This is a genomic window from Amycolatopsis sp. DSM 110486, from assembly GCF_019468465.1.
Classification (GTDB): domain Bacteria; phylum Actinomycetota; class Actinomycetes; order Mycobacteriales; family Pseudonocardiaceae; genus Amycolatopsis.
The window spans coordinates 2,044,286-2,069,944 of record NZ_CP080519.1 but is presented as its reverse complement, the minus strand read 5'-3'; the positions used below and the strand labels follow the sequence as shown (position 1 = coordinate 2,069,944).

Annotated in this window: 19 protein-coding genes and 1 pseudogene; 12 read left to right on the top strand and 8 right to left on the bottom strand. The window is 70.3% G+C overall.

Features of this window, described 5'->3' with window-relative positions; translation table 11 throughout:
- The first annotated feature begins 141 nt into the window (after positions 1-141).
- From K1T34_RS09975 to K1T34_RS09960, 4 genes are read left to right on the top strand one after another with little or no spacing between them, the layout of a single operon-like run.
- Positions 142-1,230 (top strand): ABC transporter ATP-binding protein, encoded by a 1,089-nt coding sequence (locus K1T34_RS09975; protein WP_220243999.1) that lies wholly within the window; start codon positions 142-144, stop codon positions 1,228-1,230.
- Positions 1,230-1,925 carry an ABC transporter permease gene (locus tag K1T34_RS09970; RefSeq protein ID WP_220243998.1) on the top strand — a complete coding sequence of 232 codons (696 nt, stop codon included), beginning with the start codon at positions 1,230-1,232 and terminating at the stop codon, positions 1,923-1,925. Before K1T34_RS09975 ends, K1T34_RS09970 begins: the two co-directional genes overlap by 1 nt.
- Positions 1,922-2,620, top strand: coding sequence for an ABC transporter permease (locus K1T34_RS09965; RefSeq protein ID WP_220243997.1), 699 nt, complete (start codon positions 1,922-1,924; stop codon positions 2,618-2,620). The genes K1T34_RS09970 and K1T34_RS09965 overlap by 4 nt, the downstream gene beginning before the upstream one ends.
- Positions 2,617-3,507, top strand: a complete 891-nt coding sequence (locus K1T34_RS09960; RefSeq protein WP_220243996.1) for an ABC transporter substrate-binding protein — start codon at positions 2,617-2,619, stop codon at positions 3,505-3,507. Before K1T34_RS09965 ends, K1T34_RS09960 begins: the two co-directional genes overlap by 4 nt.
- Positions 3,508-3,645: 138 nt before the next feature.
- Here K1T34_RS09960 and K1T34_RS09955 read toward each other — a convergent pair whose 3' ends face one another.
- Complete coding sequence (locus K1T34_RS09955; protein WP_220243995.1) at positions 3,646-4,164, bottom strand: GNAT family N-acetyltransferase; 519 nt, start codon at positions 4,162-4,164, stop codon at positions 3,646-3,648.
- Between the two features lie 176 nt (positions 4,165-4,340).
- Between K1T34_RS09955 and K1T34_RS09950 the strand changes: the two are divergent.
- A pseudogene (locus K1T34_RS09950) lies at positions 4,341-5,555 on the top strand (S8 family peptidase); the annotation flags it as partial.
- 19 nt (positions 5,556-5,574) lie between these two features.
- Here K1T34_RS09950 and map read toward each other — a convergent pair.
- Both map and K1T34_RS09940 read right to left on the bottom strand, forming a co-directional pair.
- The gene (gene map / locus K1T34_RS09945) at positions 5,575-6,372 is read right to left on the bottom strand and encodes a type I methionyl aminopeptidase (protein WP_220243993.1); all 798 of its coding nucleotides are present in this window, start codon (positions 6,370-6,372) and stop codon (positions 5,575-5,577) included.
- Between the two features lie 125 nt (positions 6,373-6,497).
- Positions 6,498-10,229, bottom strand: a complete 3,732-nt coding sequence (locus K1T34_RS09940) for a multifunctional oxoglutarate decarboxylase/oxoglutarate dehydrogenase thiamine pyrophosphate-binding subunit/dihydrolipoyllysine-residue succinyltransferase subunit (RefSeq protein ID WP_220243992.1) — start codon at positions 10,227-10,229, stop codon at positions 6,498-6,500.
- Between the two features lie 322 nt (positions 10,230-10,551).
- On the opposite strand from K1T34_RS09940, the gene K1T34_RS09935 reads away from it, so the two are divergent.
- Positions 10,552-10,824 (top strand): hypothetical protein, encoded by a 273-nt coding sequence (locus K1T34_RS09935; protein WP_220243991.1) that lies wholly within the window; start codon positions 10,552-10,554, stop codon positions 10,822-10,824.
- Here the strand turns inward: K1T34_RS09935 and K1T34_RS09930 are convergent.
- The 3 genes from K1T34_RS09930 to ald form a co-directional block, all read right to left on the bottom strand.
- Positions 10,821-11,468, bottom strand: coding sequence for a DUF4291 domain-containing protein (locus tag K1T34_RS09930; protein WP_220243990.1), 648 nt, complete (start codon positions 11,466-11,468; stop codon positions 10,821-10,823). The two genes, K1T34_RS09935 and K1T34_RS09930, sit on opposite strands and share 4 nt — an antisense overlap.
- Before the next feature lie 54 nt (positions 11,469-11,522).
- A complete protein-coding gene (locus K1T34_RS09925; protein WP_220243989.1) occupies positions 11,523-15,284 on the bottom strand; it encodes an ABC transporter ATP-binding protein in 3,762 nt (1,253 codons plus the stop codon).
- A gap of 593 nt (positions 15,285-15,877) precedes the next feature.
- A complete protein-coding gene (ald, locus tag K1T34_RS09920) occupies positions 15,878-16,993 on the bottom strand; it encodes an alanine dehydrogenase (RefSeq protein WP_220243988.1) in 1,116 nt (371 codons plus the stop codon).
- Positions 16,994-17,178: 185 nt separating this feature from the next.
- Between ald and K1T34_RS09915 the strand changes: the two genes are divergently transcribed.
- Positions 17,179-18,120, top strand: a complete 942-nt coding sequence (locus tag K1T34_RS09915) for a zinc-binding dehydrogenase (protein ID WP_220243987.1) — start codon at positions 17,179-17,181, stop codon at positions 18,118-18,120.
- The gene (locus K1T34_RS09910) at positions 18,117-18,563 is read left to right on the top strand and encodes a pyridoxamine 5'-phosphate oxidase family protein (RefSeq protein ID WP_220243986.1); all 447 of its coding nucleotides are present in this window, start codon (positions 18,117-18,119) and stop codon (positions 18,561-18,563) included. The genes K1T34_RS09915 and K1T34_RS09910 overlap by 4 nt, the downstream gene beginning before the upstream one ends.
- 428 nt (positions 18,564-18,991) lie before the next feature.
- Here the strand turns inward: K1T34_RS09910 and K1T34_RS09905 are convergent, their stop codons facing one another.
- Positions 18,992-20,551, bottom strand: coding sequence for a CdaR family transcriptional regulator (locus K1T34_RS09905; RefSeq protein ID WP_220247090.1), 1,560 nt, complete (start codon positions 20,549-20,551; stop codon positions 18,992-18,994).
- Between the two features lie 85 nt (positions 20,552-20,636).
- Here K1T34_RS09905 and K1T34_RS09900 point away from each other — a divergent pair, with 85 nt between their 5' ends.
- The 4 genes from K1T34_RS09900 (at position 20,637) to K1T34_RS09885 (ending at position 24,143) form a co-directional block, all read left to right on the top strand.
- Entirely contained in the window at positions 20,637-21,023 is a 387-nt protein-coding gene (locus tag K1T34_RS09900; RefSeq protein ID WP_220243985.1) for a VOC family protein, read from the top strand.
- A 171-nt stretch (positions 21,024-21,194) separates the two neighbouring features.
- The gene (locus K1T34_RS09895) at positions 21,195-22,502 is read left to right on the top strand and encodes a bifunctional o-acetylhomoserine/o-acetylserine sulfhydrylase (RefSeq protein ID WP_220243984.1); all 1,308 of its coding nucleotides are present in this window, start codon (positions 21,195-21,197) and stop codon (positions 22,500-22,502) included.
- Positions 22,499-23,632 carry a homoserine O-acetyltransferase gene (locus K1T34_RS09890; protein ID WP_220243983.1) on the top strand — a complete coding sequence of 378 codons (1,134 nt, stop codon included), beginning with the start codon at positions 22,499-22,501 and terminating at the stop codon, positions 23,630-23,632. The genes K1T34_RS09895 and K1T34_RS09890 overlap by 4 nt, the downstream gene beginning before the upstream one ends.
- Positions 23,633-23,669: 37 nt before the next feature.
- Positions 23,670-24,143 (top strand): hypothetical protein, encoded by a 474-nt coding sequence (locus K1T34_RS09885; protein WP_220243982.1) that lies wholly within the window; start codon positions 23,670-23,672, stop codon positions 24,141-24,143.
- Between the two features lie 636 nt (positions 24,144-24,779).
- Here K1T34_RS09885 and K1T34_RS09880 read toward each other — a convergent pair.
- Positions 24,780-25,547, bottom strand: a complete 768-nt coding sequence (locus K1T34_RS09880; RefSeq protein WP_220243981.1) for an SGNH/GDSL hydrolase family protein — start codon at positions 25,545-25,547, stop codon at positions 24,780-24,782.
- Positions 25,548-25,659 lie beyond the last annotated feature (112 nt).

The following is a 25,659-nucleotide window of genomic DNA, read 5'->3' as shown; positions in this document are numbered from 1 at the left end:
AATGGTCGTCAGACGCGGTCACGTCCGGTTGGGTACCCGCCTTCTTTTGGCCGGATCGGTAAGGGGCCACAGTGCGGGAAAGGCTGCCAAGGCCCGCCGAGTGGGCTACGGTCGATCTGCATCTGACGTGGGGAGAAGTCCGTGACGATCGAGTTCCGCGATGTGACCAAACGCTATCCGGACGGCACGGTGGCGGTGAACGGACTCTCGCTCACCGTCGACGACGGCACCATCACCGTGCTCGTCGGCCCTTCGGGCTGCGGAAAGACCACGTCGCTGCGCATGATCAACCGCATGGTGGAGCCCACGTCGGGTGCCGTGCTGCTCGACGGCAAGGACGTGAGCGAGGGCGACCCCGCGCTGCTGCGCCGCGGCATCGGCTACGTGATCCAGCACGCCGGCCTCTTTCCACACAGGACGGTGCTCGACAACATCGCGACCGTGCCGCTGCTGTCCGGCTGGGACAAGCGCAAGGCCCGCGCCCGCGCGGCCGAGCTGCTGGAGACCGTCGGCCTGCCGAAGGAACTGGGCAAGCGGTATCCGGCTCAGCTCTCGGGCGGCCAGCAGCAGCGCGTGGGCGTGGCCCGGGCGCTCGCGGGCGACTCGCCGGTGCTGCTGATGGACGAGCCGTTCTCGGCGGTCGACCCGATCGTGCGTGAGGAGCTGCAGGACGAGCTGCTGCGGCTGCAGTCGCAGCTGGGCAAGACCATCGTGTTCGTCACGCACGACATCGACGAGGCCGTGCGGCTCGGTGACAAGATCGCGGTGCTGCGCGTGGGCGGCGTGCTCGCCCAGTACGGCACCCCGTCCGACGTGCTGCGCCACCCGGTGGACGACTTCGTGGCGTCGTTCGTCGGCCGCGACCGCGGCTACCGCGGTCTGTCCTTCGTGTCCGCCAGCGGCGTCGAGGTGTCCCCTGCGGACGTCGTGGAGCTCGGCACGAAGGTGCCGGAGCCGTCGAAGAACTGGCTGCTCGTCGTGAACTCCGACAAGCAGCCCCGCGGCTGGCTGCCGCCGAACTCCACTGTGGACGGTGAGCTCGCCGAGGGCGACATCGTGGCCGGCGGATCCCTCTACGTGCAGGGCACGCCGATCCGCGGCGCGCTCGACGCCGCCCTGTCGTCGCCCGCCAGCCTCGGCGTGGTCGTGGACGAGGAACACCGCGTGATCGGCACGGTCGTGGCCCACCAAGTCCTGGACGTGATCGAGGCCACTCCGCAGGCGTCTTGATGGGCGGCTTCTTCGACGAGCTCGGGCGCTACCTGGGCAGCGCGAACAACCGCGGCGAGATCCTCGGTGACCTGGGCGAGCACATCTACCTCGCGCTGGTGCCGCTGGTGATCGGGATCGTGCTCGCCATCGTGCTGGGCTGGCTCGGGCACCGCTGGCAGCCGGTGCGCAGTGTGCTGCTGGTGGTGGCGAACCTGCTGTACACGATCCCGTCGCTGGCGCTGTTCGTGGTGATCCCGGGCCTGATCGGGTCGAAGATCCTCGACAGCATCAACGTGATCGTCGCGCTCACGATCTACACCACGGCGCTGCTCGTACGCCCGGTGCTGGACGCGCTCGAGGCCGTGCCGTCGCACATCATCGCCGCCGCCACGGCCATCGGCTACCGGGCGCCGCGGCGCTTCCTCGGCGTGGAGCTGCCGCTTTCGGTGCCGGTGCTCGCCGCGGGCGTGCGCGTGGCGTCGGTGAGCAACATCAGCCTCGTGAGCGTCGGCGCGCTGATCGGCACCGGCGGGCTGGGCGTGCTGTTCACCGACGGCTTCCAGCGCGAGTACTTCTCGCCGATCGTGGTCGGCATCGTGCTCACGCTGCTGCTGGCGCTGGTCGTCGACGTGGTGCTCGTGCAGCTGCGCAACGTCCTGACCCCGTGGGAGCGCGCCGGCCGTGCACCCGTGCTCGCGGAGGCGACCGCGTGAACGTCTTCGACTGGTTCACCACCGCAGCCAACTGGCAGGGCCCGGACGGCATCGCCACGCGCTTGGGCGAGCACATCGGGTACGTGCTGCTGGCGCTGGTCATCGCCGTCGTGATCGCGTTCCCTCTCGGCCTGTGGGTCGGGCACACCGGCCGCGGCGCCGTGGTGCTGGTGGGCGCGGGCAACGCGATCCGCGCGCTGCCGACGCTGGGGCTCGTCACGTTCCTGTTCCTGCTCTTCACCGAGAGCACCACGGCCACGATCATCGGCCTCGTGGTGCTGGCGATCCCGCCTGTGCTGGCCGGCACGTACGCGGGCCTGCAGGCGGCCGAGCACGACGTGGTCGACGCCGCCGAGGGCATCGGCATGACCGGCTGGCAGCAACTGTGGAAGGTCGAGCTGCCGATCGCGTTGCCGCTGGTGCTGGGCGGGATCCGCAACGCCGTGCTGCAGCTGATCGCGACGGCGGCGGTCGCCGCGTACGTCGGCCTCGGCGGCCTCGGCCGGTTCCTGCTCGACGGGCTGGCCATCCTCGACTACACGGAGGTCGTCGCGGGCGCCATCGTCACGGCGCTGCTGGCGATCGCGTTCGACCTGGTGCTCGCCGCGGTGCAGCGCGCACTCGTGCCGAAGGGCGTCCGACTCGCCGCGCAGGCGACCACCGGCTCGGCCGCGGCGGCGGGAGGTGTGGCGTGAGGCGCTGGGGTCTGGTTTTCGCTTCTGCCGTCTTGGTTTTGGCCGGCTGCGGCAACCCGCTCGCCGGCGGCGGCGAGGGCGGCACGACGGGCGACATCATCATCGGCGCGTCCGACGTCGGCGAAAGCCTCCTGCTGGCCCAGATCTACGCCGGCGCGCTGCGCGACGCCGGCGCCCAGAACGTGACGGTGCGCCCGCCGGTCGGCAGCCGCGAGGTCGTGGTGAAGGCCCTGCAGGACAAGTCCCTTTCGGTGGTGCCCGACTACAGCGGCAACCTCCTGCGCTACTTCGACAAGGACACACAGGCGACCACTTCGGACGATGTGTACGCGCAGCTCAAGCAGAAGCTTCCGGCCGGGTTCGAGGTCCTCGACCAGGCTCCGGCTCAGGACAAGGACTTGCTCGTGGTGCGCCCCGAACTGGCGGCCTCCGGCGTCCGCACGTTCTCGGACCTGGGCCGGCGCTGCGGCGAGCTGGTGATGGGCGGGCCGGGCCAGTGGAGCAGCAGGTGGAAGGACCGCATCGAACAGCTGTACGGCTGCTCCTTCAAGGAGATCCGCACCACCGACACCGGCGGCCCCGTCACCGTGGCCGCGCTGAAGTCCGGCGAGGTCCAGGTGGCCGACCTGTTCAGCACGTCGTCGACGATCAAGTCCAACGGCTTCGTCCCGCTGGACGACGACAAGAACATGTTCCCGGCGCAGAACATCGTGCCGCTCGTCGCCCGCGGGACTCTGTCACCGGCCGAGGTCGCCGCCCTGAACCGCGTCTCGGCCGCCCTGACGACCGACCAGCTGACCGAGCTGAACGTCCAGTTCACCGACGAGAAGCGCAACCCGCTGGACGTCGCCGACGACTTCCTGGCGCGCAACCACCTGAAGGCTTGAGCCGTCAGCGGAACTCGTGCACGACCTCGATCTCACCGATGAGGTGCCGGTTGAACTCCTCCAGCTCCTCGGCCGGCACCCACGAGCTCCAGCTCCACCGGTCCGGTGGGTCGCCAGAGGATGGTCATCGGCTTCCCTTCACAGTCGTTCGAACGCGGGCGCGTACCGGAAGGCGCCCCGGTTTTCCGGTTTGTACGCGGTCAGCGTGCGGGCCTGGAAGTGCTGAGCCCACTCGGGCACCGGCGGTGTGATGCCCAGCCGCTCGGCCGGCACGAACTCGAACCTGCGGTAGTACCCCGGATCGCCCAGCAGGACCACGAGTGCGAACCCGAGCGCATCGGCGGCCGCGAGCGTCGCGTGCACGAGCGCCGACCCCGCCCCGCGGCGCTGAACCTCCGGCAGCACCCCGAGCGGCCCGAAGCCCAGCGCGGATTTCGGATCGTCCCCGAGCAAAGCCGGGCTCGAGCACGCGTGGCCTGCGACCTCGCCGTTGTGCTCGGCGACCAGCGACAACGCGGGGATGAGGTCCCCGTCCGCCCGCAGTCCGTCGACGAGCACGGCCTCGGGCACCGTGGTGAGCCCGGGCTGCGCGAACGCGGCCGTGTGCACGGCGCGGATCGCGGTCTCGTCGCCGCGAACGGCTTGGCGGATCAGCATGGGGGTGAATTCTTCCTGGCCGCGCGTGCACGGGTAAAACTCTTTTCCGCTCACGCGAATGGTCCGAACAGCGCAACGCGGTGAAAACCTCCGAGGCGACTCTTCTTCCTGCGAGCAGGGCCGCGCACCTAGCCTCAGGCCAACTGGTGCTCGCGCTGGTCGAGGAGGGACGAACTGTGCGCAAATCTCGGGGAACAGTGACCAGAAGCCTGACGATCCTGGGGAGTGTCGCCTCGATCGCGACCGTCACCGTGTTCGGGAGCGGCGTGGCGGCCGCGCAGGAGGGCGCGATCGTCGGTGCGGGTGGTGCCGGTGCGGTGAAGGACAGCTACCTCGTGGTGCTCAAGGACGGCGCCTCGGTGGAGTCGACGGCGAAGAACGTCACCGGCCGCCACGGCGGCTCGGTCGAGCGCACGTTCTCGAAGGCGCTGCGCGGCTTCACCGGCACGATGTCCGAGACGCAGGCCAAGCGCACCGCCGCCGACCCCGATGTGTCCTTTGTGGAGCAGAACCGCGTGGTCCACGTCATGACGGACCAGCCGGACCCGCCGTCGTGGGGCCTCGACCGGGTGGACCAGCGTGAACTGCCGCTGGACGCGGACTACAGCTACAGCACGACGGCGGCCGACGTGCACGCGTACGTGATCGACACCGGGATCAACCGCACCCACTCCGAGTTCGACGGTCGCGCCGTCTCCGGGTACGACTTTGTGGACAACGATTCCGACGCCACCGACTGCTACGGCCACGGCACCCACGTGGCCGGCACGATCGGCGGCACGACCTACGGCGTGGCGAAGGAAGTCAGCCTGACGGCGGTCCGCGTGCTCGACTGCACCGGCAGCGGCACGCTCGACCAGGTCGTCGCCGGCATCGACTGGGTCACCGAGAACGCCGAGCTGCCGGCCGTGGCGAACATGAGCCTCGGCGGCCCCGTGTCCACTGTGGTGGACGAGGCCGTGCAGCGCTCAATCGCCGCGGGTGTCACGTATGGCATCGCGGGCGGCAACTCCTACGGCGGCAGTGCGTGTGACGCCTCGCCCGCCCGCGTACCCGAGGCGATCACCGTCGGCGCCACCACGGACACCGACGCCAGGTCCGCCTTCTCCAACACCGGCTCGTGCCTCGACCTCTTCGCGCCGGGGTCCGACATCACGTCCGCCTGGATCGGCAGCGACACCGCGACCAACACCATCAGCGGCACGTCGATGGCGACTCCGCACGTGGTCGGCGCCGCCGCGCTGTACCTGGCGGACCACCCGTCGGCCACACCCGAAGAGGTCCGCGACGCGCTGGTCGACGCGGGGACGAAGGACGAGATCACCGACGCGGGCACGGGGTCGCCGAACGTTCTGGTGTACTCCGGTACCGACGGCACCGGTGACCCCGATTGACGAGTTGGCCGCCGGGTCAACCCTTCGACGTGAAGCCAGAAACCTCTGACTCACGTCGCGTAAGCACCAACGGCCCATCCTCCGTGACGGCCACCGTGTGCTCGGAATGCGCCGTCCGGGAGCCGTCGGCCGAGCGGATCGTCCAGCCGTCGGGGTCGTACACGATGCGGTCCGTCGTGCGCGCGAACCAAGGCTCCAGCGCGAGCGTCAGACCCGGGCGCAGTTTCAAGCCGCGCCCCGCCGTGCCCTTGTTCGAGACGTGCAGGTCCTCGTGCATGGTGCGGCCGATGCCGTGGCCGCCGAACTCCGTGTTGACCGGGTAGCCATGAGAGCCGGCCACCGCGTAGATCGCCGCGGAGATGTCGCCAAGGCGGTTGCCCGGCAGAGCCGCCGAAATCGCCGCCTCCAGCGCTTCCTCCGTGGCCCGGATGATCCGCAGGTCCTCCTCGGCCGGAGCCCCGACGATGACCGTGCGCGCCGAGTCGGCGACCCAGCCGTCGATGCTGACCGCGAGGTCCGCGGTGAGCACGTCGCCGTCGCGTAGTACGTAGTCGTGAGGCAGGCCGTGCAGGACCGCGTCGTTGACCGAAAGGCAGATGACGTTGCGGAACGGCCCCTCGCCGAACGAAGGCGCGTAGTCCCAGTAGCACGACTCCGCCCCGCGCCGCTTGATCATGCCGCGCGCGTGGTGCTCGAGGTCCAGCAGGTTGACGCCCACGTCGGCGAGCCGGCCGACCTCGGTGAGGACCTCCGCGACGAAGCGGCCGGTCACGTGCATGCGGTCGATCTCCGCAGGCGTCTTCAGTTCGATCACGAAAACCTCGCAGCACGAAAGGTATAGTTATACCGCCACCTTAACACTGGCCGGTATAGAAATACCACCAAACGGTCGGAGGCCACCACGGGCGAACCGTGGTGGCCTCCGGAGAAAACCAGCGATCAGTCGAACGCCTTCGCGATCAGCGCCTTCTGCTCCACCTCGTGCACCTTCGACGAACCCGCCGACGGCGCGGCCATCGGGCGGCGCGAGACGACCTGCAGGCCGGCGAAGACCTCCGGGAACTTCCGCGGCAGGTTGAGACCGAAGAACGGCCACGCGCCCTGGTTCTCCGGCTCCTCCTGGACCCACGCGATCTGCGTCGCGTTGCTGTAGCGCTCGATGGCGGCGAGCAACTTGCGCCTCGGCAGCGGGTAGTACTGCTCGATGCGCACGATCGCGACGTCGTTCGCCTCGCGCTTGTTGCGCTCGGCCACCAGCTCCCAGTAGAGCTTGCCCGAGGTCAGCAGCACCTTGCGGACGCCGTCGGGGTTCTGGGTGGTGTCGTCGATGACGGACATGAACCGGCTCTGGCCGGTGAAGTCGTCGACCGCCGACGTCGCGGCCTTGTTGCGCAGCATCGACTTCGGCGTGAAGACCACCAGCGGACGCTGGATGCCGTCGAGGGCGTGGCGGCGCAGCAGGTGGAAGTAGTTCGCCGGGGTCGACGGCACGGCGACGGTCATCGAGCCCTCGGCGCACAGCGAGAGGAAGCGCTCGATGCGCCCGGACGTGTGGTCCGGGCCCTGGCCCTCGTGGCCGTGCGGCAGCAGCAGCACGACGTCGGAGCGCTGGCCCCACTTGGCCTCGCCCGAGGAGATGTACTCGTCGATCACGGTCTGCGCGCCGTTGACGAAGTCACCGAACTGCGCTTCCCACATGACCAGCGACTCGGGGTTCGCCACGGCGTAGCCGTACTCGAAGCCGACGGCCGCGTACTCCGACAGCGCCGAGTCGTAGATCATCACGCGGCCCTGGCCCTCGGCCAGGTTCTGCAGCGGCGAGTACTCCTGGCCGGTCTTGCGGTCGATGAACACCGAGTGCCGCTGCGTGAACGTGCCGCGGCGCGAGTCCTGGCCGGACAGTCGCACCAGGCGGCCCTCCATCGCCAGGGAGCCGAACGCGAGCAGCTCGCCGAACGCCCAGTCGACGTCGCCTTCGCGCGACATCTTGTGGCGGCGCTCCATGACCGGCTTCACGCGCGGGTGCGGGGTGAAGCCCTCGGGGACGTTGACGAACGCGTCGCCGATCCGCTCCACGACCTCCTGCGAGACGGCAGTGGTGACCTTCGCCGGCACCTGCTGCTCTTCCTCGACCGAGGGGCTCGCCTTCGCCGGGTGCTTCTCGAGCTCGCGCACCTCGTTGAAGACGTGCTCCAGCTGGCTGGAGAAGTCGCGCAGCGCGGCTTCGGCCTCTTCGACGGAGATGTCCCCGCGGCCGATCAGCGACTCGGTGTAGGTCTTCCGGACCGAGCGTTTGGTGTCGATGATGTCGTACATCGCCGGCTGCGTCATCGAGGGGTCGTCGCCCTCGTTGTGGCCGCGGCGGCGGTAGCAGATCAGGTCGATGACCACGTCCTTGTGAAACGCCTGGCGGTACTCCACGGCCAGCTTGGCCACCCAGTGGGCGGCTTCGGGGTCGTCGCCGTTCACGTGGAAGATCGGCGAGCCGATCATCTTCGCGACGTCGGTGGCGTACTGCGACGAGCGCGAGTGCTCGGGCGCGGTGGTGAAGCCGACCTGGTTGTTCACGATCACGTGCACGGTGCCGCCGGTGCGGTAGCCGCGCAGCAGCGCGAGGTTCAGGGTCTCGGCCACGACGCCCTGGCCCGCGAAGGCCGCGTCGCCGTGCATCAGGACGGGCAGTACCGAGTAGCCCCCGGTGGCGCTGTCGCCCTTGTCGAGGATGTCCTGCTTGGCGCGGACGATGCCCTCGAGCACCGGGTCGACCGTCTCGAGGTGCGACGGGTTCGAGGCCAGCGACACCTTCGTCTCGCCGTCGCCGAACATCCGGAAGTACTTGCCCTCGGCGCCGAGGTGGTACTTCACGTCGCCGGAGCCGTGGGCCTGGCCCGGGTCGAGGTTGCCCTCGAACTCCTGGAAGATCTGGCTGATCGGCTTGCCGACGATATTGGCCAGCACGTTGAGGCGGCCGCGGTGCGGCATGCCGATCACGACCTCGTCGAGCTCGTGCTCGGCGGCCTTGTCCAGCAGCGTGTCGAGCAGCGGGATCGCCGTCTCGCCGCCTTCCAGCGAGAAGCGCTTCTGGCCGACGTACTTCGTCTGCAGGAAGGTCTCGAACGCCTCGGCGGCGTTGAGCTTCGACAGCACGTACTTCTGGACGGTGGAGTCCGGCTTCTCGTGCGGGATCTCCACGCGGTCCTGGATCCAGCGCCGCTCCTCGGGGTCGAGGATGTGCGTGTACTCGATGCCGACGGTGCGGCAGTACGAGTTGCGCAGCACGCCCAGGATGTCGCGCAGGGTCATGCGCTCCTGGCCGGAGAAGCCGCCGACCGGGAACTCGCGGTCGAGGTCCCAGAGGGTGAGGCCGTGGGAGATGACGTCGAGGTCGACGTGGCTGCGCTGGCGGTAGTTAAGCGGGTCCGTGTCGGCCATCAGGTGGCCGCGCGTGCGGAACGCGTCGATCAGCTCGATCACGCGGGCGGTCTTGTCGACCGGGCCCTCGGGGATGTCGGCGACCCAGCGGATCGGCTCGTACGGCAGGCGCAGGCTGGTGAAGACGTCGTCGTAGAAGCCGTCGCCGCCGAGCAGCAGCTCGTGGATGCGCTTGAGGTACTCGCCCGACTCGGCGCCCTGGATGATGCGGTGGTCGTAGGTGGACGTCAGCGTCATGATCTTGCTGACGGCCAGGTCGACCAGCGTCTTCTCGCTCGTGCCCTCGAACGCCGCCGGGTACTGCATGGCGCCGACGCCGATGATCGCGCCCTGGCCGGCCGACAGGCGCGGCACCGAGTGGTTGGTGCCGATGCCGCCCGGGTTGGTCAGCGAGATGGTGGTGCCGGCGAAGTCGTCGGCGGTGAGCTTGTTGTTGCGGGCCTTCTTGATCACGTCCTCGTAGGCCTGCCAGAACTGCAGGAACGACATGTCCTCGACACCCTTGACCGAGGCCACGACGAGAGTGCGCGCACCCTCCTTGCCCTTCATGTCGATGGCGAGGCCGAAGTTCACGTGTTCCGGCGTGACCGAGAACGGCTTCCCGTCGATCAGCTGGTAGTGCCGGTTCATGTTCGGGAAGTCCTTCAGCGCCCGCACCATGGCGTAGCCGATGAGGTGCGTGAAGGAGATCTTGCCGCCGCGGGTGCGGTTGAGGTGGTTGTTGATGACGATGCGGTTGTCCGCCATCAGCTTCGCCGGGACGGCGCGCACGCTGGTCGCGGTGGGCACCGTCAGCGACGCGTCCATGTTCTTCGCGATCGCCGCGGCAGCGCCGCGCAGCTGCTTGGTCTCCGGCTCTTCCTTCGCCGCCGGCGTGGCGGCGGGCGCCTTCTCGGCGGCCTTCGGAGCCGGCTTCGCGGGCGCGCTCTTCGGGGCCGGGGCCGGCGCGGGGGCCGCGGCCGGCTTGGTCGGCGCCGTCTGCCGGGCGGCCGACTCGGCGTTCTGGACCGCCTTGGCGGACGGTTCGGTCGCGTGGCCGTTTCCGCTGGCCGCAGTGGTGGCCGCGCTCTGGCGCGCACTGTCGGCCTTCGCCTGTGCCGTCTGCGTCGGCTTGAAGTCTGCGAAGAAGTCGTGCCAGGCGGCATCGACTGAGGAAGGGTCCGCGAGGAACTGGTCGTACATTTCCTCGACCAGCCACTCGTTAGGGCCGAACTGTGACGCAGGGCTGCTGCTGGACACGGCTTGGGCTCGCCTCTATCCGTCTCGATCTTGTCTGTGCTAATGCGTCTACCAGGCTAACCCCCTCTGTGACGGCCGTGTGATGGAACCGCCCTCTGTGAGGCCTGGCGCACTAGGGGATCGATCACTGACTCGATCAAGTGTCCCGAGGAGCGGACGTTTGAGGTAGAGGAGATTCGCCGGTCACGACCATTTCGGGCAACGTTGGTGCCTCCTTCGCCGAGGCGCCCGCACGCGTTCACGCCCACCCGGTGCACTGTCGGAAGGATGCGGCCCACGTCGGCTGTGCGGCCGCCCTGGCGCTCCGAGGTGGTGCAGCACGATGTGGCTCGTCGAATGTCCCTCGTTCTGGGACCAGGGGCTCATCCGCCCCCTGGTCGTCGAGAACGGCAAGGTCGTCCTCATGTGCGACTCCTGCGGTGTGGTCTGGCACACCCCCGCCGGCATCGACGACTTCGAGCACGTCGCACCCTGCGAACCCGACTGGTCCATCGACCAGGACAGCCACGTCCGCCCGGGCACGGTCCGCTGGGCCTCCGAGGCGGAGGTCACGTCGGCCGGGTGGGGCGAGCTGGCCTGGCGTGAGCTGCCCTAATTCTCTTCGGTCGCGTTCTCCTTGGTCGCATCCACGGCCTCGGCCAACTCGGCGGACAACGGGTACGGCGGCTCGGCCGGCAGCAGCGCCCGCGCTTCGGTGACGCGTCCGTTCGCGAGGTGCTCACGGATGGCGCGCATGACCGGCGTGACGTCGGTGACCGCGGTGATCCACTCGCCCACGTACCGGTCCACGGCCTCGCCGCTCAGCCCGAGCTGGATCGAGCGGTGCGGCAGCGGCCGGTGGTGCACGTCGCGCTCGGGGTCCCACTGCACGCGGACCGGGCTGGTCCGCATCGCGGCCTTCCACGCTGCCTCGTCGCGGTGCACCCGCGGGTCGAAGTGGCTCAGCGCCGCGTGGGCGAGCACCCAGGCGAAGCCCTCGCGCGTCAGGTCCAACGCCAGCGCGCGCTCCTGGCCGGGCTTGGTCGCCCATCCGCAGCGGTAGCCCATCCACGTGAACGACGGCTTGATCCACGTCATCCGCTCCCGCTTGAACGGCGCCACGAACGTGCCCGCCGCCAGCGCCGCGTCGGCGATCTCCGGTGAGTACGCCTGGTAGACGCGGATCGTCCGGTCGTCGTGGCGCGCGCGGATCTGATGGGCCGGGACCCTGGCCTCTTCGAATACCGTCTCTTCGAACACCCTCCTGATTCTCGTGTCGTGCGCCGGTGCCTGGCGAAGGCTTTTCCGCCGACGTCAGCCGAGGGACCACAAGCGGGCGTAGTGGCCGCCGGCCGCCAGGAGTTCGGCGTGGGTGCCCTGTTCGATGATGCGGCCGTGGGCGAGGACGACGATGCGGTCGGCCTTCGCGGCGGTGGCCAGGCGGTGCGCGACGACGAAGGTGGTGCGGCGGCGCGCGAGGTGTTCGGTGGCGCGCAGGACGGCCGCCTCGGTGGAGGGGTCGAGGGCGGCGGTGGCCTCGTCGAGCAGCAGGACGTCGGGGTTCACGAGCTCGGCGCGGGCGAGCGCGACGAGCTGGCGCTGGCCGGCGGACAGCGACCGGCCGCGTTCGCCGACGGGCTGGAGGAAGCCGGCGGGCAGGGCGGCGACGCCGTCGAGCGCGCCGACCGAGCGGACGGCCGCCTCGACCTCCGCGTCGGTCGCGCCGGGGCGGCCGTAGCGGACGTTGTCGGCGACGGTGCCGGAGAACAGGTGCGCCTCCTGCGGCACGACGCCCATGCGGGCGCGCAGGCCGGCCAGGTCGTACTCGCGGACGTCGACGCCGTCGATCAGCACCGCGCCGCCCGTGGCGTCGTAGTAGCGCGCCACCAGCTTCACCGCCGTGGACTTGCCCGCGCCCGTCGCGCCGACCAGCGCCACGGTCTCGCCTGGCGCCACGTCCAGCGACAGCTTCTCCAGCGCCGGCTGCTCGGCGCCCGTGTAGGAGAAGTCGACGTCCTTGAACGTCACCTCGCCGCTCAGGTGCTCCGGCAGCGCGATCGGGTGCGCGGCGGGCGGCACCGACGTCGGCGTGCGCAGCAGGTCGCCGATGCGGGCCAGGCCGACGGCCGCCTGCTGGTAGCCGTCGAACACCGCCGACAGCTGCTGGATCGGCGAGAAGAACTGTTGCAGGTACAGCAGGAACCCGAGCAGCACGCCCGCCTCCAGCGTGCCCGCGGCCACGCGGTTGGCGCCGACCACGAGCACCGTGGTGGTCGCCAGGTCCGACATCAGCGCCACCAGCGGGAAGTACGTGGCGACGTAGCGCTGCGCCCGCAGCCGCGAGCGCCGGTACGCGTCGCTGCGCGAAGCGAACGCCTCCGCCGAACGCTCTTCGCGCGTGTACGCCTGGGCGACCCGCAGACCGCTCACGTTCTCCTGCAGGTCGGCGTTGACCACGCTGACCTTCTCGCGCGCTTCGGAATACGCGCGCGAAGCGACCCTTCGGAAGATCACCGTCGACACCAGCAGAATGGGCAGCAGGGCAAGCGCGTACAACGCCAGTGACGCGTCGGTGACCAGCAGCGCGACGGTGATGCCCACCAGCGTCAGCACGCTCACCACGGCGGTGGCGAGGCCGGTCTGCAGGAACGTGGACAACGCGTCGACGTCCGTGGTCATCCGGGTCATGATCTTCCCGGACAGCTCACGCTCGTAGTAGTCGAGCCCGAGCCGCTGCAGGTGCGCGTAGCTGCGCACGCGCAGCGAGTACAGCACCGTCTCGCCGACGCGCGCGGTGAGCCGCGTCTGACCGCGCACCACGAACCAGTCGGCCGCGACCACGAGCGCGCCGATGCCCGCCATCAGCCAGATCACGCTGACGACACCCGGCTGCACGCCGTGGTCCACCCCTCGCTGGTACAGCGCGGGCAGCGCCAGCGACGCCAGCGCGTCGGCCGCCACCAGCGCGATCACCGCGACCAGCGGCCACCGCACGGGCCGCAGCAGCCGCGAAAGCCGGAACCCCGGGTCGGCGGCTGTGATGTCCACATCGGACAGTCGTGGCCGGTCGTCGGCGGGCGGCAGCTTGCGCACGCCCTCCAGCAGCTCCGGCGTCGGCGGTACGTCGGCTCCCGCACCGCCGCCCCCGACGAAACCGGTTCCACCGCCCGGTGTGCCCCCGCGTGCGGCGGCGGCTTCGGCGAGCGCGTCGACCTCGTCGCGGTCGTCGCGTGGCCACAACACCGGCGTGACGCCGCTGGCGTCGGGCTCGAGGCCCTCGCAGCGGTGCGGCTTCTCGACGTCGTCGCCTGGGCCCGCCACGAGTTCGCGGAACAGCGGGCAGCGCGCCTGCAGCTCCTCCTCCGTGCCGACGTCGACGACCTTGCCCTGGTCGAGCACGGCGATCCGGTCGGCGAGCTGCAGCGTGGAACGGCGGTGCGCGATGAGCAAGGTGGTGCGCGAGGCCGTGACCGAGCGCAGCGTGTCGTGGATCGCGGCCTCGGTGACGGTGTCGATCGCCGACGTCGCGTCGTCCAGGATCAGCACGCGTGGGTCGGTCATCAGCGCCCGCGCGAGGCCCAGGCGCTGGCGCTGCCCGCCCGAGAGCGTGAGGCCGCGCTCGCCGACCTCCGTGTCGTAGCCGTGGGGCAGGGCGCGGATGAACTCGTCGGCCTCGGCCGCGCGCGCCGCCGCGTACACCTCTTCATCGCTCGCGTCGGGCCGCCCGTAGGCGATGTTATCGCGCACCGACGAGGAGAACAGGAACGCCTCCTCGAACACCACGCCGATCGCCTGCCGCAGCTGTTTGAGCGGAACATCGCGCACGTCGAGGCCGCCGATGCGGACCACGCCGGCGTGCGCGTCGTAGAACCGCGGCAGCAGGAGCGAGATCGTCGACTTGCCCGATCCCGCCGTGCCGACGAGCGCGAGCGTCTCGCCGGGCCGAGCGGTGAGCGTGAGGCCGTCGAGCACCGGCTCGCTGCGGGTGTAGCCGAACTTCACGTCTTCCAGCTCGACGCCGAGCGGGCCCTCGGGCAGCGGCCGCGCGTCGGGGCGGTCCACCACGTCGGGCTGTGCGTCGATGAGCTCGTACACGCGCTCGGCGCCCGCGCGCGTGAGCTGCGCCTGCACCACCAGGCCGGACAGCATCCGTGCGGGCCCGATCAGCGTGGCGAGGTAGGTGGCGAACGCGAGGAAAGTGCCGAGGCTGATCTGGCCGTTCAACGCCAGGACGCCGCCGATCGCGAGCACCGCGACCTGACCGGCGGCCGGCAGCGCGGTGGTCGTGGCCGTGGGCACCGCGGACAGCCTGGCCGCGCGCAGCCGCTCGGCGAACAACCGCCGCGCCGTGCGTTCCAGCCGCGAGACCTCACGCGACTCCTGGCCGAAGCCCTTCACCACGCGCACGCCGGTGACGGTCTCCTCCACCTGCTGCGCCACGTCGGCCGCGCGCTGCTGCGCCGACCACGTGGCCGGGAAGAGCCGTTTGCGGCTCAACGTGACGATGATGCCGACGGCCGGCGCCACCACCAGCGCGATCAGCGTGAGCAGCGGCGACATCCACAGCATCGCCCCCAGCGCGAGCAGGGCGAAGATCACCGACCCCGCCGACAGCGGCACCTGCATCAGCAGCCCGGTCACGAGCTGCAGGTCGGAGATCGCCCGCGAGACCACCTGGCCGGTGCGCAGCGCGTCCTGCTTGCCGCCGTCGAGCCGCGAGACGGAGCCGAACACGCGGTTGCGCAGGTCGTGTTGCACGTCGAGCGCGAGCCGGCCGCCGACGTAGCGGCGCAGGAACGCTGAGCCGAACGCCACCACCTGCAGCGTGACCAGCGCGGCCGCGATGCCGCCGAGGCCCGCGGTGTGCCCGGCCACCGCGTCGTCGACAGCTGCGCGCACGAGCAGCGGGCTCGCCGCCTGCACGCCCACGGACAGGATCGCCGCGGCCATCGCGAGCACGACGACGCCCCGGTGCTCCCAGCACGCGGCCGAGAGCCGTCGGACCCAGCCGACGGGAGGAGCCGGCGTCTCAGCAGCCGGGCGGTCTTGACGCGCACGCGTCGCAGTGGTGGTCACGTTCTCAATCTAGGCACGGGGACCGACTTTTTATTCCGCTTTGAAGGGGTGACGGGTCCCTTCACCCCTTCAGCCGCCGCCGCACGACCGCGGGTCGGCAAAGAAAAGCGCTTGTGCCGCAACACATCGCGGCCCACCTCAACCACACTGGGTCGGTCACCGATCGCACCGCGGGGCTCCGGGGGCTCGGCCCCCGGGCAATACATCGCGCCGTCCAGGGGAGCACGAAGTGCGAACAGGAAGGGGAAGAAGGGGCGACCCGCTCAACCAGCCTGGGGGTCACTGGGAGCGGGCCGCCGAGTACCAGCTTAGGTAATAAGTGGCGAGTTCGCTCCTCGGGGTCTTCAACGAACATCGATTACTTCTTCACAGAGTGAGCCCGCAACCGGTGAAGAAGCACGTTCAGGATCATGAAACCCCTCGTCACGGGCACTTCGATCGCCGAATGGGTACCGCTGAACGGGACGCGCAGCGTGACGAACGTCGCTCCGGCCAGGGGCTCCTCTTCGGTCGCCGCGCGGTGCCCGAAAGAAACACGAGGGGCCCCCGCTGGTTCGCGGAGGCCCCTCGAGGCGCCAGGTGGTTCGGAAAGGTCACGCCAGGGCGGTCGCCAGGGGCGTGTGCGGCAGGCCGTGCGCGGTGGCGACGGGCTCGTTGGTGAGGGCGCCGTCGTGGGTGTTGAGGCCCTTGGCGAGCGACGCGTCGGCGTTCAGGGCCGCGTGCCAGCCGCGCTCGGCGAGCTGCACGGCGTAGGGCAGCGTCACGTTGGTGAGACCGTAGGTCGAGGTCCGCGGGACCGCGCCCGGCATGTTGGCGACGCAGTAGAACACCGACTCGTGGACGCGGTAGGTCGGGTCGTCGTGCGTGGTCGGGCGCGAGTCGGCGAAGCAGCCGCCCTGGTCGATGGCGATGTCGACCAGCACCGAGCCCGGCTTCATGCGCGAGACGAGGTCGTTGGAGACCAGCTTCGGGGCCTTCGCACCCGGCACGAGCACGGCGCCGATCACGAGGTCGGCCTCCAGCACGGACTCCCCGACCGACAGGCGGTTGGAGGTGACCGTGCGGATGCGGCCGCCGAAGTCGTTGTCGATCTGGCGCAGGCGGTCGACGTTCGTGTCCAGGATCTCGACGTCCGAGCCCAGGCCCAGTGCCACGCGGGCGGCGTTGATGCCCGCGACTCCGCCGCCGATCACTACGACCCGCGCCGGGTGCACGCCGGGGATGCCGCCGGGCAGCACGCCGCGGCCGCCGCTCGGCTTCATCAGGGAGTACGCGCCCACCTGCGGCGCCAGCCGGCCGGCGACCTCGGACATCGGTGCGAGCAGGGGCAGGGCGCCAGTGGCCGTCTGCACCGTCTCGTACGCGATCGCAGTGGTGCCCGCCGCCAGCAGGGCGTCGGTCAGGGGCCGGTCGGCCGCGATGTGGAGGTAGGTGAACAGCACCAGGTCCTTGCGCAGCCGCGGGTATTCCGCGGCGATGGGCTCCTTCACCTTGAGCACCACTTCGCCCTCGGCCCACGTCTCGTCGGCGGTGGCGAGCACCTTCGCGCCGGCGGCCACGTACTCCTCGTCGCTGATCGACGAACCCACCCCGGCGCCGGTCTCGACGAACACGTCGTGACCACGCCCCACCAGCTCGTGCACGCCGGCCGGGGTCAGGGCGACCCGGTACTCGTGCTTCTTGATCTCACGGGGAACGGCGATACGCACGGCGGCCTCCTGGCGGCGGATTGGTTCGAGGTGCTGCCACTCACGGTGATGCACCCGGACGGCGGTGTCATCATGCGCGCAGAACAGTTCTTTCGCCATTTCATGGTTCCACGGGCACAAATAGCTTGACCTCGACCGCGCTCGAGGTTGTTGGCTGTCGCACCTGGTCATGGAGGAGGGCGTGCATGCGTGCGGTGTGGTTGAGGGAGTTCGGCGGACCCGAGGTGCTGGTGGCGGGGGAGGCGCCCGACCCGGTCCCGGGGCCGGGTCAGGTGCTGGTCGAGGTGGCGTTCGTGAACGTGACGTTCGTGGAGACGCAGTTCCGGGCGTCAGGCTTCGGCCCTTCCGCGGCGGAGCTGCCGATGATCCCCGGCAACGGCGTCGGCGGCGTGATCAGCAAGGTCGGCGACGGCGTTGACCTGGCGCTCGTGGGCCGGCGGGTGGTGACGTCGACCGGCGGCAGCGGCGGCTACGCCCAGCGCGCGGTGGTCGACGCGGCCCTGGTCTTCCCGGTGCCCGACGCACTTTCGCTCGACGCCGCGGTCGCGTTGCTCGCCGACGGCCGGACGGCCACCGGGCTCGTCCACACCGCGGCAGTGGCGCCGGGCGACCGCGTGCTCGTCGAGGCTGCCGCCGGTGGCGTCGGCAGCCTGCTGGTGCAGCTCGCGAAGGCGGCCGGCGCCATCGTCGTCGCGGCGGCCGGCAGCGCTGAAAAACTCGCGCGCGCCAGGGAACTCGGCGCGGACGTGGCGGTGGACTACACGGCTGCCGACTGGGCTTCGGTGGTCGGACCGCTCGACGTGGTCTTCGACGGGGTGGGCGGCTCCATCGGCACGACGGCGTTTTCCCTGCTGCGTCCCGGCGGCCGCATGGCGGTGTACGGACTCGCGAGCGGCGCGTGGGCAGAAGTGTCCGAAGAGGACGCTCGCGTTCGCGGCGTCACGGTGATCCGCTCCCTCGGCGACGCGGCCGCGCTGCGTGCCTTCACGGTGTCCGCCCTCGACGCGGCTTCGTCCGGCCACCTCACTCCTGTGATCGGGCAACGGTTTCCGCTCGCAGCGGCCGCCGACGCGCACGCGGCGATGGAAGCGCGCGGCACTTTTGGCAAGACGCTGCTGGTCGCATGACGCCCTTCGACGTCGACGAGTACCTCGCGCAGCCGCTCACCGCACGCGTCGCCACTGACGGTCCCACCGTGCGCCCGACCTGGTACCTCTGGGAGGACCACACGTTCTGGATCCTCAGCGGCCAGTGGTCCCACCTGCCCGCCCACGTCCGCGCTTCGCCACGGCTCGCCCTGACGGTCGACGTTTGCGACCTCGCGACCGGCCTGGTGCGCCAGGTCGTCGCGAGCGGTCCCGCGGCGGTCGTGGCTTTCGACGTGCCTCGCGGGCGGCGGAAGCTGGTGCGGTACCTAGGGCCTGACGAGCAGCGGTGGGATCCGCGATTCCGGGCCTACCTGAACGAGGCCGAGCGCGGCACGGTCTGGGTTCGTCTGACGCCGGAAACCCTTCGTGCGAAAGACCTTTCCTACGAAGTCAACGCCGCTGCAGAGCCGCCAGCTGTATAAGCAAAGCCAGCCGCACATCGGGGTCGTAGCGTTCGATGCGAGACGCGTCGGGCCTGGTTCAGCGCATTGCGCCAGACCCCGGCCCCACCAGACAGGCCCCCACCCTCCACCGGGGGGGGGGACGTCCCTGTTCCATCCTATCGCCACCAGGCCTCGAAAAACGGCTGCAGCGCAATCTGTGGACAACTCCGCCGAAGACGACTTCCCTGTGGACAACCAGACAACCAAACCCGCCAATTGGTTGTCCCGAACGGTCCCGCGGAGGTCTTGGCGTTCGACGTACCGCGCGGGCAGCGGAAACTGGTGCGGTACCCAGGGCCTGACGAGCAGCGGTCGGCCCCGCGATTCCTACCTGAACGAGACCAAACGCGGCACCGTCTGAATCCGACTGACGCCGGAAACCCTTCGCAGGAAAGACCTCTCGAAAGTCAACTCCACCGCAACGCCACCAACTGCGTAAGCAACGCCAACCGCACATCAGGATCATCCAGATCGAGCGGCACGAGGTCCAGCAGGCGTTTCATGCGGTACCGCAACGTGTTCGGGTGGATGCGCAGCTCCGCGGCGGCCGCGCGGGGGTCGCCGGGGTGGCGGAGCCATTCGTAGAGCGTGTCGACGTAGCCGGCTTTCGTGGTTTCGTCGTGGGCACGCAGCAGGCCGAGCGGGCCGAGGTCCGCGACGCGCGCGGTGGCCGAGCCCGTGGCGGCGCGGTGCAGCACCAGCGAAGTCCAGGCGTCCTCGTACGCGACGACGCGTCCCTCGACCAAGCCGGCGCGCAGCAGGCCCAGTGCTTCGTCGGCCTGCGTGCGAGAAGTAGCCAGCGCGGAGACGGCCACGGGGGCGCCGGCGGCGGCGCGGGGGACACCGCCGCGGCGGGAGGCGGGTTGAGCGGCCAGTGCGTCGCGCAGTTCGGCCCAGGCGCCGCCGTCGGGGACGACCGCGTAGAGCAGGCCGCCGAGTTCCGTGGCGACGGGGCGGCGGCCGATGCCTTGGGAGATGCGTTCGAGCAGCGCCAGGCGCAGGCCCTCGGCGTCGCGGCCGTCGCCGCCGGTCACTTCGATCGCGACGACGCGGTGGGGCTCGTCGGACAGGTCCAGCTCGGCCACCACGCGCCGCTGGCCGGGGTGGCCTTCGAGGACGGCCCGCAGCAGTTCGGCCGACGCGCGGCGCTGCGCGTCCGTGTGCGCGCGGCGCCGAAGCAGGTGCAGCGCGACCACCGGTGCCGCGTCGGCGAAGGCGGCCGCGCGTTCTTCGGAAACCGGCCCCGCGACGACGGCCCACATCGACCCCAGCAGCTCGCCGCCCATCCGGATGGGCACGATCAGCCGAGGCAGCGTGCCGTCGCGCTGGGCGGGCACGAAGATCGTCTGCCGCCCGCGCGAGAGCTCGCGGAACACGCCGCGCGAACGGAACCGCGCGAGCACGTCGTCGGGGATCCGGCGGCCCATGATCGTGGCGACGCGCGCGGGGTCGGTGAGGTCCTGGCGCGCGGAGTAGGCGAGCACGCGCGAGTTCGTGTCCTCGATGGTCACGGGCGCGTCGACCACGGACGCCACCGCATCGGCGAGCCGGAACAGATCGCCTGAGCCGGGGTCGCCGCCGTCTTCGAGAGACTCCGATTCGTCGCCGAGCGCGTCGAGGACCGTGCGCAGCAGCCACACGAGCTGGGCCCACGACGTCGCCGAGTGGACCTGGATGAGCGCGATTCCGGCGGATTTCGCCGCGCGGCGCACGGTGGGTTTGGCCGCCAGCGGTGGTTTCAGCAGGACCGCGGCGGCGCCCTGCGCGGCGCTCACGCGCAGCAGTTCGGCCGCGTCGGCCGGATCCACCGTGGCGACGCCCAGCACGAGGTCGCCCGCCGCGATGCCCGTGGGCACGCCGGGCTCGGCGATCACCACGTCGCCCGCCGCCGGGCAGTCGTCGGGCAGCTGGAGCGCGTGGAGCAACGTCGGCCCCACCCGGTCGACCACGCTGCGCACCGAGACCACGTGATACATCCTCGCCGAGACGCGTTCGCGGCGCTCGGCGCGGGTAGCCTTCGACGGAACCGGGCAGCCGCCGGAGAGGATGACGATGGCCATCGTGGGTGTGGGCAAGGTCGTCGTCGGCGTCGAGGACCAGGCGCGGGCGAAGGCGTTCTGGGCGGACACCGTCGGGTTCACCGTGACCACCGACGTGCCCTACGACGACCAGGGCAACCGCTGGGTCGAGGTCACCGCGCCCGACGGCACGATCCTGGTGCTGAGCGCGGCGCCGGAGGACCGGCGGCACTTCGAGGGCCGCGACGAGCTGCCGACGTCGAACGTCTTCTTCCACGCCGACGACATCGTGAATACCTGCCAAGAGCTGTCGGAGCGAGGCGTGGATTTCCCCGCGAAGCCCCAGCGGCAGCCGTGGGGCTGGTGGGCGATGTTCACCGACTCCGAGGGCAACCGGTTCGCGCTGCAACAGCGTGACTGAGTCCGTTATGGACGGTCACCCGAACGGGCGCGCGCGGGCACCCGCTCGGGTGATCGACTTGCACGGTAGGTTGACGGAGTACTCCCAGCCCGTGGGAGCCCTTGGGTGGGCCGTTCAGGGGAGCTAGCTTCGTCCGAGGAGCCGATCCCTTTGAGCCGCAAGGAGAAACTGATGCCGGAAGACACCTCGGCCTGGTCCTTCGAGACCAAGCAGATCCACGCCGGCGCGGCACCGGACCCAGCGACCGGCGCCCGCGCGACGCCGATCTACCAGACCACGTCGTACGTCTTCCGCGACACGCAGCACGGTGCAGACCTGTTCAGCCTGGCCGAGCCCGGCAACATCTACACGCGCATCATGAACCCGACGCAGGACGTGCTGGAGCAGCGCCTGGCCGCTCTCGAAGGCGGCGTCGCGGCGCTCGCGTTCGCCTCCGGCTCGGCGGCCACCACCGCGGCGATCCTCACGCTGGCCGGCGCGGGCGACCACTTCGTGTCCAGCCCGTCGCTGTATGGCGGCACCTACAACCTGTTCCACTACACGCTGCCGAAGCTCGGCATCGAGGTCACGTTCGTCGACGACCAGGACGACCCCGAGCAGTGGCGCGCGGCCGTGCGGCCCAACACGAAGGCGTTCTTCGCCGAGACGTTGGCCAACCCGGGCAGCAACGTGCTCGACATCCGCACTGTCGCCGACGTCGCCCACGAGTCCGGCGTACCGCTGATCGTCGACAACACCGTGCCCACGCCGTTTCTGCTGCGCCCGATCGAGCACGGCGCCGACGTCGTCGTGCACTCGGCCACGAAGTACCTCGGCGGCCACGGCACCACGGTGGCGGGCGTGCTCGTGGATGGCGGCACGTTCGACTTCGGCAAGGACCCGTCGCGCTTCCCGGGCTTCTCCGAGCCCGATCCGAGCTACCACGGTCTCAAGTACTGGGAAGCTCTCGGCCCCGGCGCGTACGCGGCGAAGGCGCGCGTGCAGATCCTGCGTGACACCGGCGCGGCCATCTCGCCGCTCAACAGCTTCCTGATCCTGCAGGGCATCGAGACGCTGTCGCTGCGGCTCGAGCGCCACGTCGCGAACGCGCAAGCGCTTGCGGAGTGGCTGGAGCAGCGCGACGAGGTCGAGACCGTGTACTACGCCGGTCTCCCGTCGAGCAAGTTCTACGCGGCCGCGCAGAAGTACCTGCCGCGCGGCGCGGGCGCGGTGCTGTCGTTCGACCTGCGCGGCGGCGTCGAGGCCGGCCGCAAGTTCGTGGACGGCACGGAGCTGCACAGCCAACTGGTGAACATCGGCGACGTGCGCAGCCTGATCGTGCACCCGGCGTCGACCACGCACAGCCAGCTCAACCCCGAGGAGCAGCTCACGAGCGGCGTCACGCCGGGCCTGGTGCGGCTCGCCGTGGGGCTCGAGGGCATCGAGGACCTCAAGGCCGACCTCGAGGCGGGCTTCCGCGCCGCCAAGGCGGAACTGTGACGGATTCCGGTGCGCGTCCCCTGCCCGTCACCGGTGCGTGGCGGGCAGGGGACCCACCCGGCAGGCGGCAGTGGTTCACCGGTCCCGGCGCGCTGTCGCTGGAGGCAGGTGGGTCGCTGCCGTCCTACACCCTCGCGTACGAGACGTGGGGCACGCTCAATTCCGACGGTTCCAACGCGGTCCTCGTCGAGCACGCCCTGACCGGCGACAGTCACCTCGCCGGCCCCGCCGAGCCCGGCCACCCCAGCGCGGGCTGGTGGGACGGCCTCGTCGGGCCCGGCAAGGCACTGGACACGGACTCGCTGTTCGTGGTGGCGCCCAACGTGCTCGGCGGCTGCCAGGGCTCCACGGGCCCGTCGTCCCCCGATCCCGACGGTCGGGTTTACGGCAGCCGCTTCCCGGCCGTCACCGTGCGGGACCAGGTGGCGACCGAGGCGGCGCTCGCCGACGCGCTCGGCATCGACCGCTGGGCAGGCGTCGTCGGCGGCTCGATGGGCGGCATGCGGGCCCTCGAATGGGCGGTAACTTTGCCCGATCGGGTGGCGTCCGTCCTGGTTCTCGCTTCGACGGCCCGCGCGTCGGCCGAGCAGATCGCCTGGGCCGCGCCGCAGCTGCACGCCATCCGCTCCGACCCGGGCTGGCACGGCGGTGACTACTACTCGCTGGCGCCGGGCGAGGGCCCGCACGCCGGTCTCGGCGTTGCCCGCCGGATCGCCCACGTGACCTACCGCAGCGAACCCGAACTGGCGCAACGCTTCGACCGCCGGCCGCAGGGTTCGGAGGACCCGCTTCGCCGCGGCCGCTTCGCCGTGGAGTCCTATTTGGACCACCACGCCGACAAGCTGGTGCGCCGCTTCGACGCGGGCTCTTACGTGGTCCTCACGGAGTCCATGAACACCCACGACGTGGGCCGTGACCGTGGTGGGGTGGGTTCGGCTCTGTCCCGGGTCCGGGCGCGGACCGTGGTCGCCGGCGTGGACAGCGACCGGCTTTATCCGCTGTACCAGTCGGTGGAGATCGCGGAGGGCGTCGGTGGTGAGGCGGCGGTGGTTTCGTCGCCGTATGGGCATGATTCGTTTTTGATCGAGACCGGGCAGATCGCGGCTTTGGTGAAGTCCTTGCTGGGTTGACCGGGTGTGGGGCGGCGATCCGAGGCACGCTGGGGTGGTGGACGACGCCTTCACCTCACGCTTGGAGATCACCTACGGTCCGGCTGAACTAGTCGACCCGGTTGGGTCGGTTGGCTTCGCCGGTGGGCTCGGGGCCGAGACTGGCCCGCCGGTCTCCCTGGACCTGCACCCGATTCTGCGCGACTTCGCCCACTCCACCGACTCCGCTTCACACCAGGCTTGGCTGACCGGCCTCACCTGGACCGCCCACCTTCGCGACTCGATGGTCACCGTCACCGGCTCCGTCCCGGACGGCAGTTCCTTCGGCTTCGGGATCCCGGACGGACCCGCAGCCTCCCGCCTGGCCGCCGCCGCGGACCGCCTGCAGGACTTCGTGGTCGAGCACCTCCGCATCGGCCTGCCGCCGGTCCCCGGCACCGCCCGCACGGCCCACGCCCTCCTCCACGACGGCGAGGCACTGTGGGCCGACGACCGCACGCCCTGGTCCTGCCTGATCGGCTCCTACCTGTGACACATCGGCGCACCCGTGCCGCGATGCACCAGCCGTGCGGACCTCTCGCGCCACGGCAGATGCTCACTCGCCAGGACACCGGCGCTCGGGTGGGGCCGTCTGCCCGAGCCGGCAAGGTTCAGGCCTCGGCACGGCTGCCGCGATGCAGGTGGCAAGGTTCGGGCCGCGGCGGGGCTGTCGTGCTGGTTCGTTCGCGCCTGGGCGAAATCCTCGCGTTGCGAGACACCTATCCACCCATCGCTCCGGTACAACCCCCGCGCGACGGCAGAGCCCACCCTCCCCAAGGGGGCCGCCCATGATCCATTCTACCGGCGCCCGGCGACAAAACCCCGTGCTCAGCCGGAGTTGTCCACAGTGCGCCGTGCCCAGCCCAAGTTGTTCACAGCACTCGTTAGTGGACCGCGACGCACCACCTCGATGAGCCGAGGTCGATGCCGCCGAGGCGAACAAGCCGCGCGCCGGTGAGTCGGGTCATCCTCAGCGAGCCGCGAAACGCAGTTGATCAGACCGACAGCAAAAACGCACAACCCGGTGAACCGGACACCCCGACTCCGACCGCAGCCGATCACAGCAACCACAACAAGAAAGGGGCGCCCCACCAAGGGACGCCCCTTCTGTATCACCAAAAACCGCAGATCAGCCGATCGCCGACGTCAACGGGTTGTAGTACCCGCCACGCTGTCCAGCCGCCGTCGGGTGGTAGGACTCGTCCACCGGCCAGGTGAGGCTGTGGAGGTAGTCGCTGGCCGACGAGCAGATGTTGTGCCCCACGAAAGCCGAGCGCACGTCCACGAACTGGGCACCCGCGGCCGCGGCGCGGGAAGCCAGCACCGAGGCCAGTGTGTCCGCGCCGGAGTTGATCGCGGAGCGCTTCGTGTCGCTCAGGCCGACGCTGCAAGAGCCCGGCACGGTGTAGAAGCGCGGGTAGGACAGCACCACGAGCTTCGCGTTGGGCGCCTTGGACTTCACGGCGCGGTAGACGTTGTCGAGCAGGCCCGGGAGGGTGTTCTGCACGTAGGTCTTGGCGGTGTTGACCCGGGCGGTGCAGGTCGAGTCGCTGTTGAGGGTGCAGGTGGTGATCACGTCGGTGAAGCCCGCGTCGTTGCCGCCCACGGTCAGGGTGACCAGGGAGGCGCCCGAGGGCATCGAGTTGATCTGGTTGAGCACGTCGCCGGTCTTCGCGCCCGAGCACGCGAGGAAGGTGAACGACGTGCCGGCGTGGGCGTTGGCCCACAGTTGGCCGTAGGCGTTGGCGCTGCGTTTGCAGCTGCCCGAGCTGCCGTAGCTCCCGGCGCCCACCCCGGAGGAGTAGGAGTCGCCGAGCGCGACGTAGCTGGTGGCGGCGTTGGCGGTGCTCACCAGGCCGAGTGAAGCGAGAACAGCGACCCCCAGGGCCGCACACATCCGGAGGAACGTACGTGAGGTGGGACGAGCGGCTTCAGCCATGGTCACTCCAGTCGTGACGGTTCGACGAGAAGAACAAATACCAGGTGGAATCCCCACCCGGCACCCCAGA

What these genes read in the sequence shown, in the direction of transcription:
- K1T34_RS09970 (WP_220243998.1), top strand. Translation starts at nt 1,230, where the DNA reads ATGGGCGGCTTCTTCGACGAGCTCGGGCGCTACCTGGGCAGCGCGAAC.
- K1T34_RS09955 (WP_220243995.1), bottom strand. Translation starts at nt 4,164, where the DNA reads ATGCTGATCCGCCAAGCCGTTCGCGGCGACGAGACCGCGATCCGCGCC.
- K1T34_RS09935 (WP_220243991.1), top strand. Translation starts at nt 10,552, where the DNA reads ATGTGGCTCGTCGAATGTCCCTCGTTCTGGGACCAGGGGCTCATCCGC.
- K1T34_RS09915 (WP_220243987.1), top strand. Translation starts at nt 17,179, where the DNA reads ATGCGTGCGGTGTGGTTGAGGGAGTTCGGCGGACCCGAGGTGCTGGTG.
- K1T34_RS09910 (WP_220243986.1), top strand. Translation starts at nt 18,117, where the DNA reads ATGACGCCCTTCGACGTCGACGAGTACCTCGCGCAGCCGCTCACCGCA.
- K1T34_RS09900 (WP_220243985.1), top strand. Translation starts at nt 20,637, where the DNA reads ATGGCCATCGTGGGTGTGGGCAAGGTCGTCGTCGGCGTCGAGGACCAG.
- K1T34_RS09895 (WP_220243984.1), top strand. Translation starts at nt 21,195, where the DNA reads ATGCCGGAAGACACCTCGGCCTGGTCCTTCGAGACCAAGCAGATCCAC.
- K1T34_RS09880 (WP_220243981.1), bottom strand. Translation starts at nt 25,547, where the DNA reads ATGTGTGCGGCCCTGGGGGTCGCTGTTCTCGCTTCACTCGGCCTGGTG.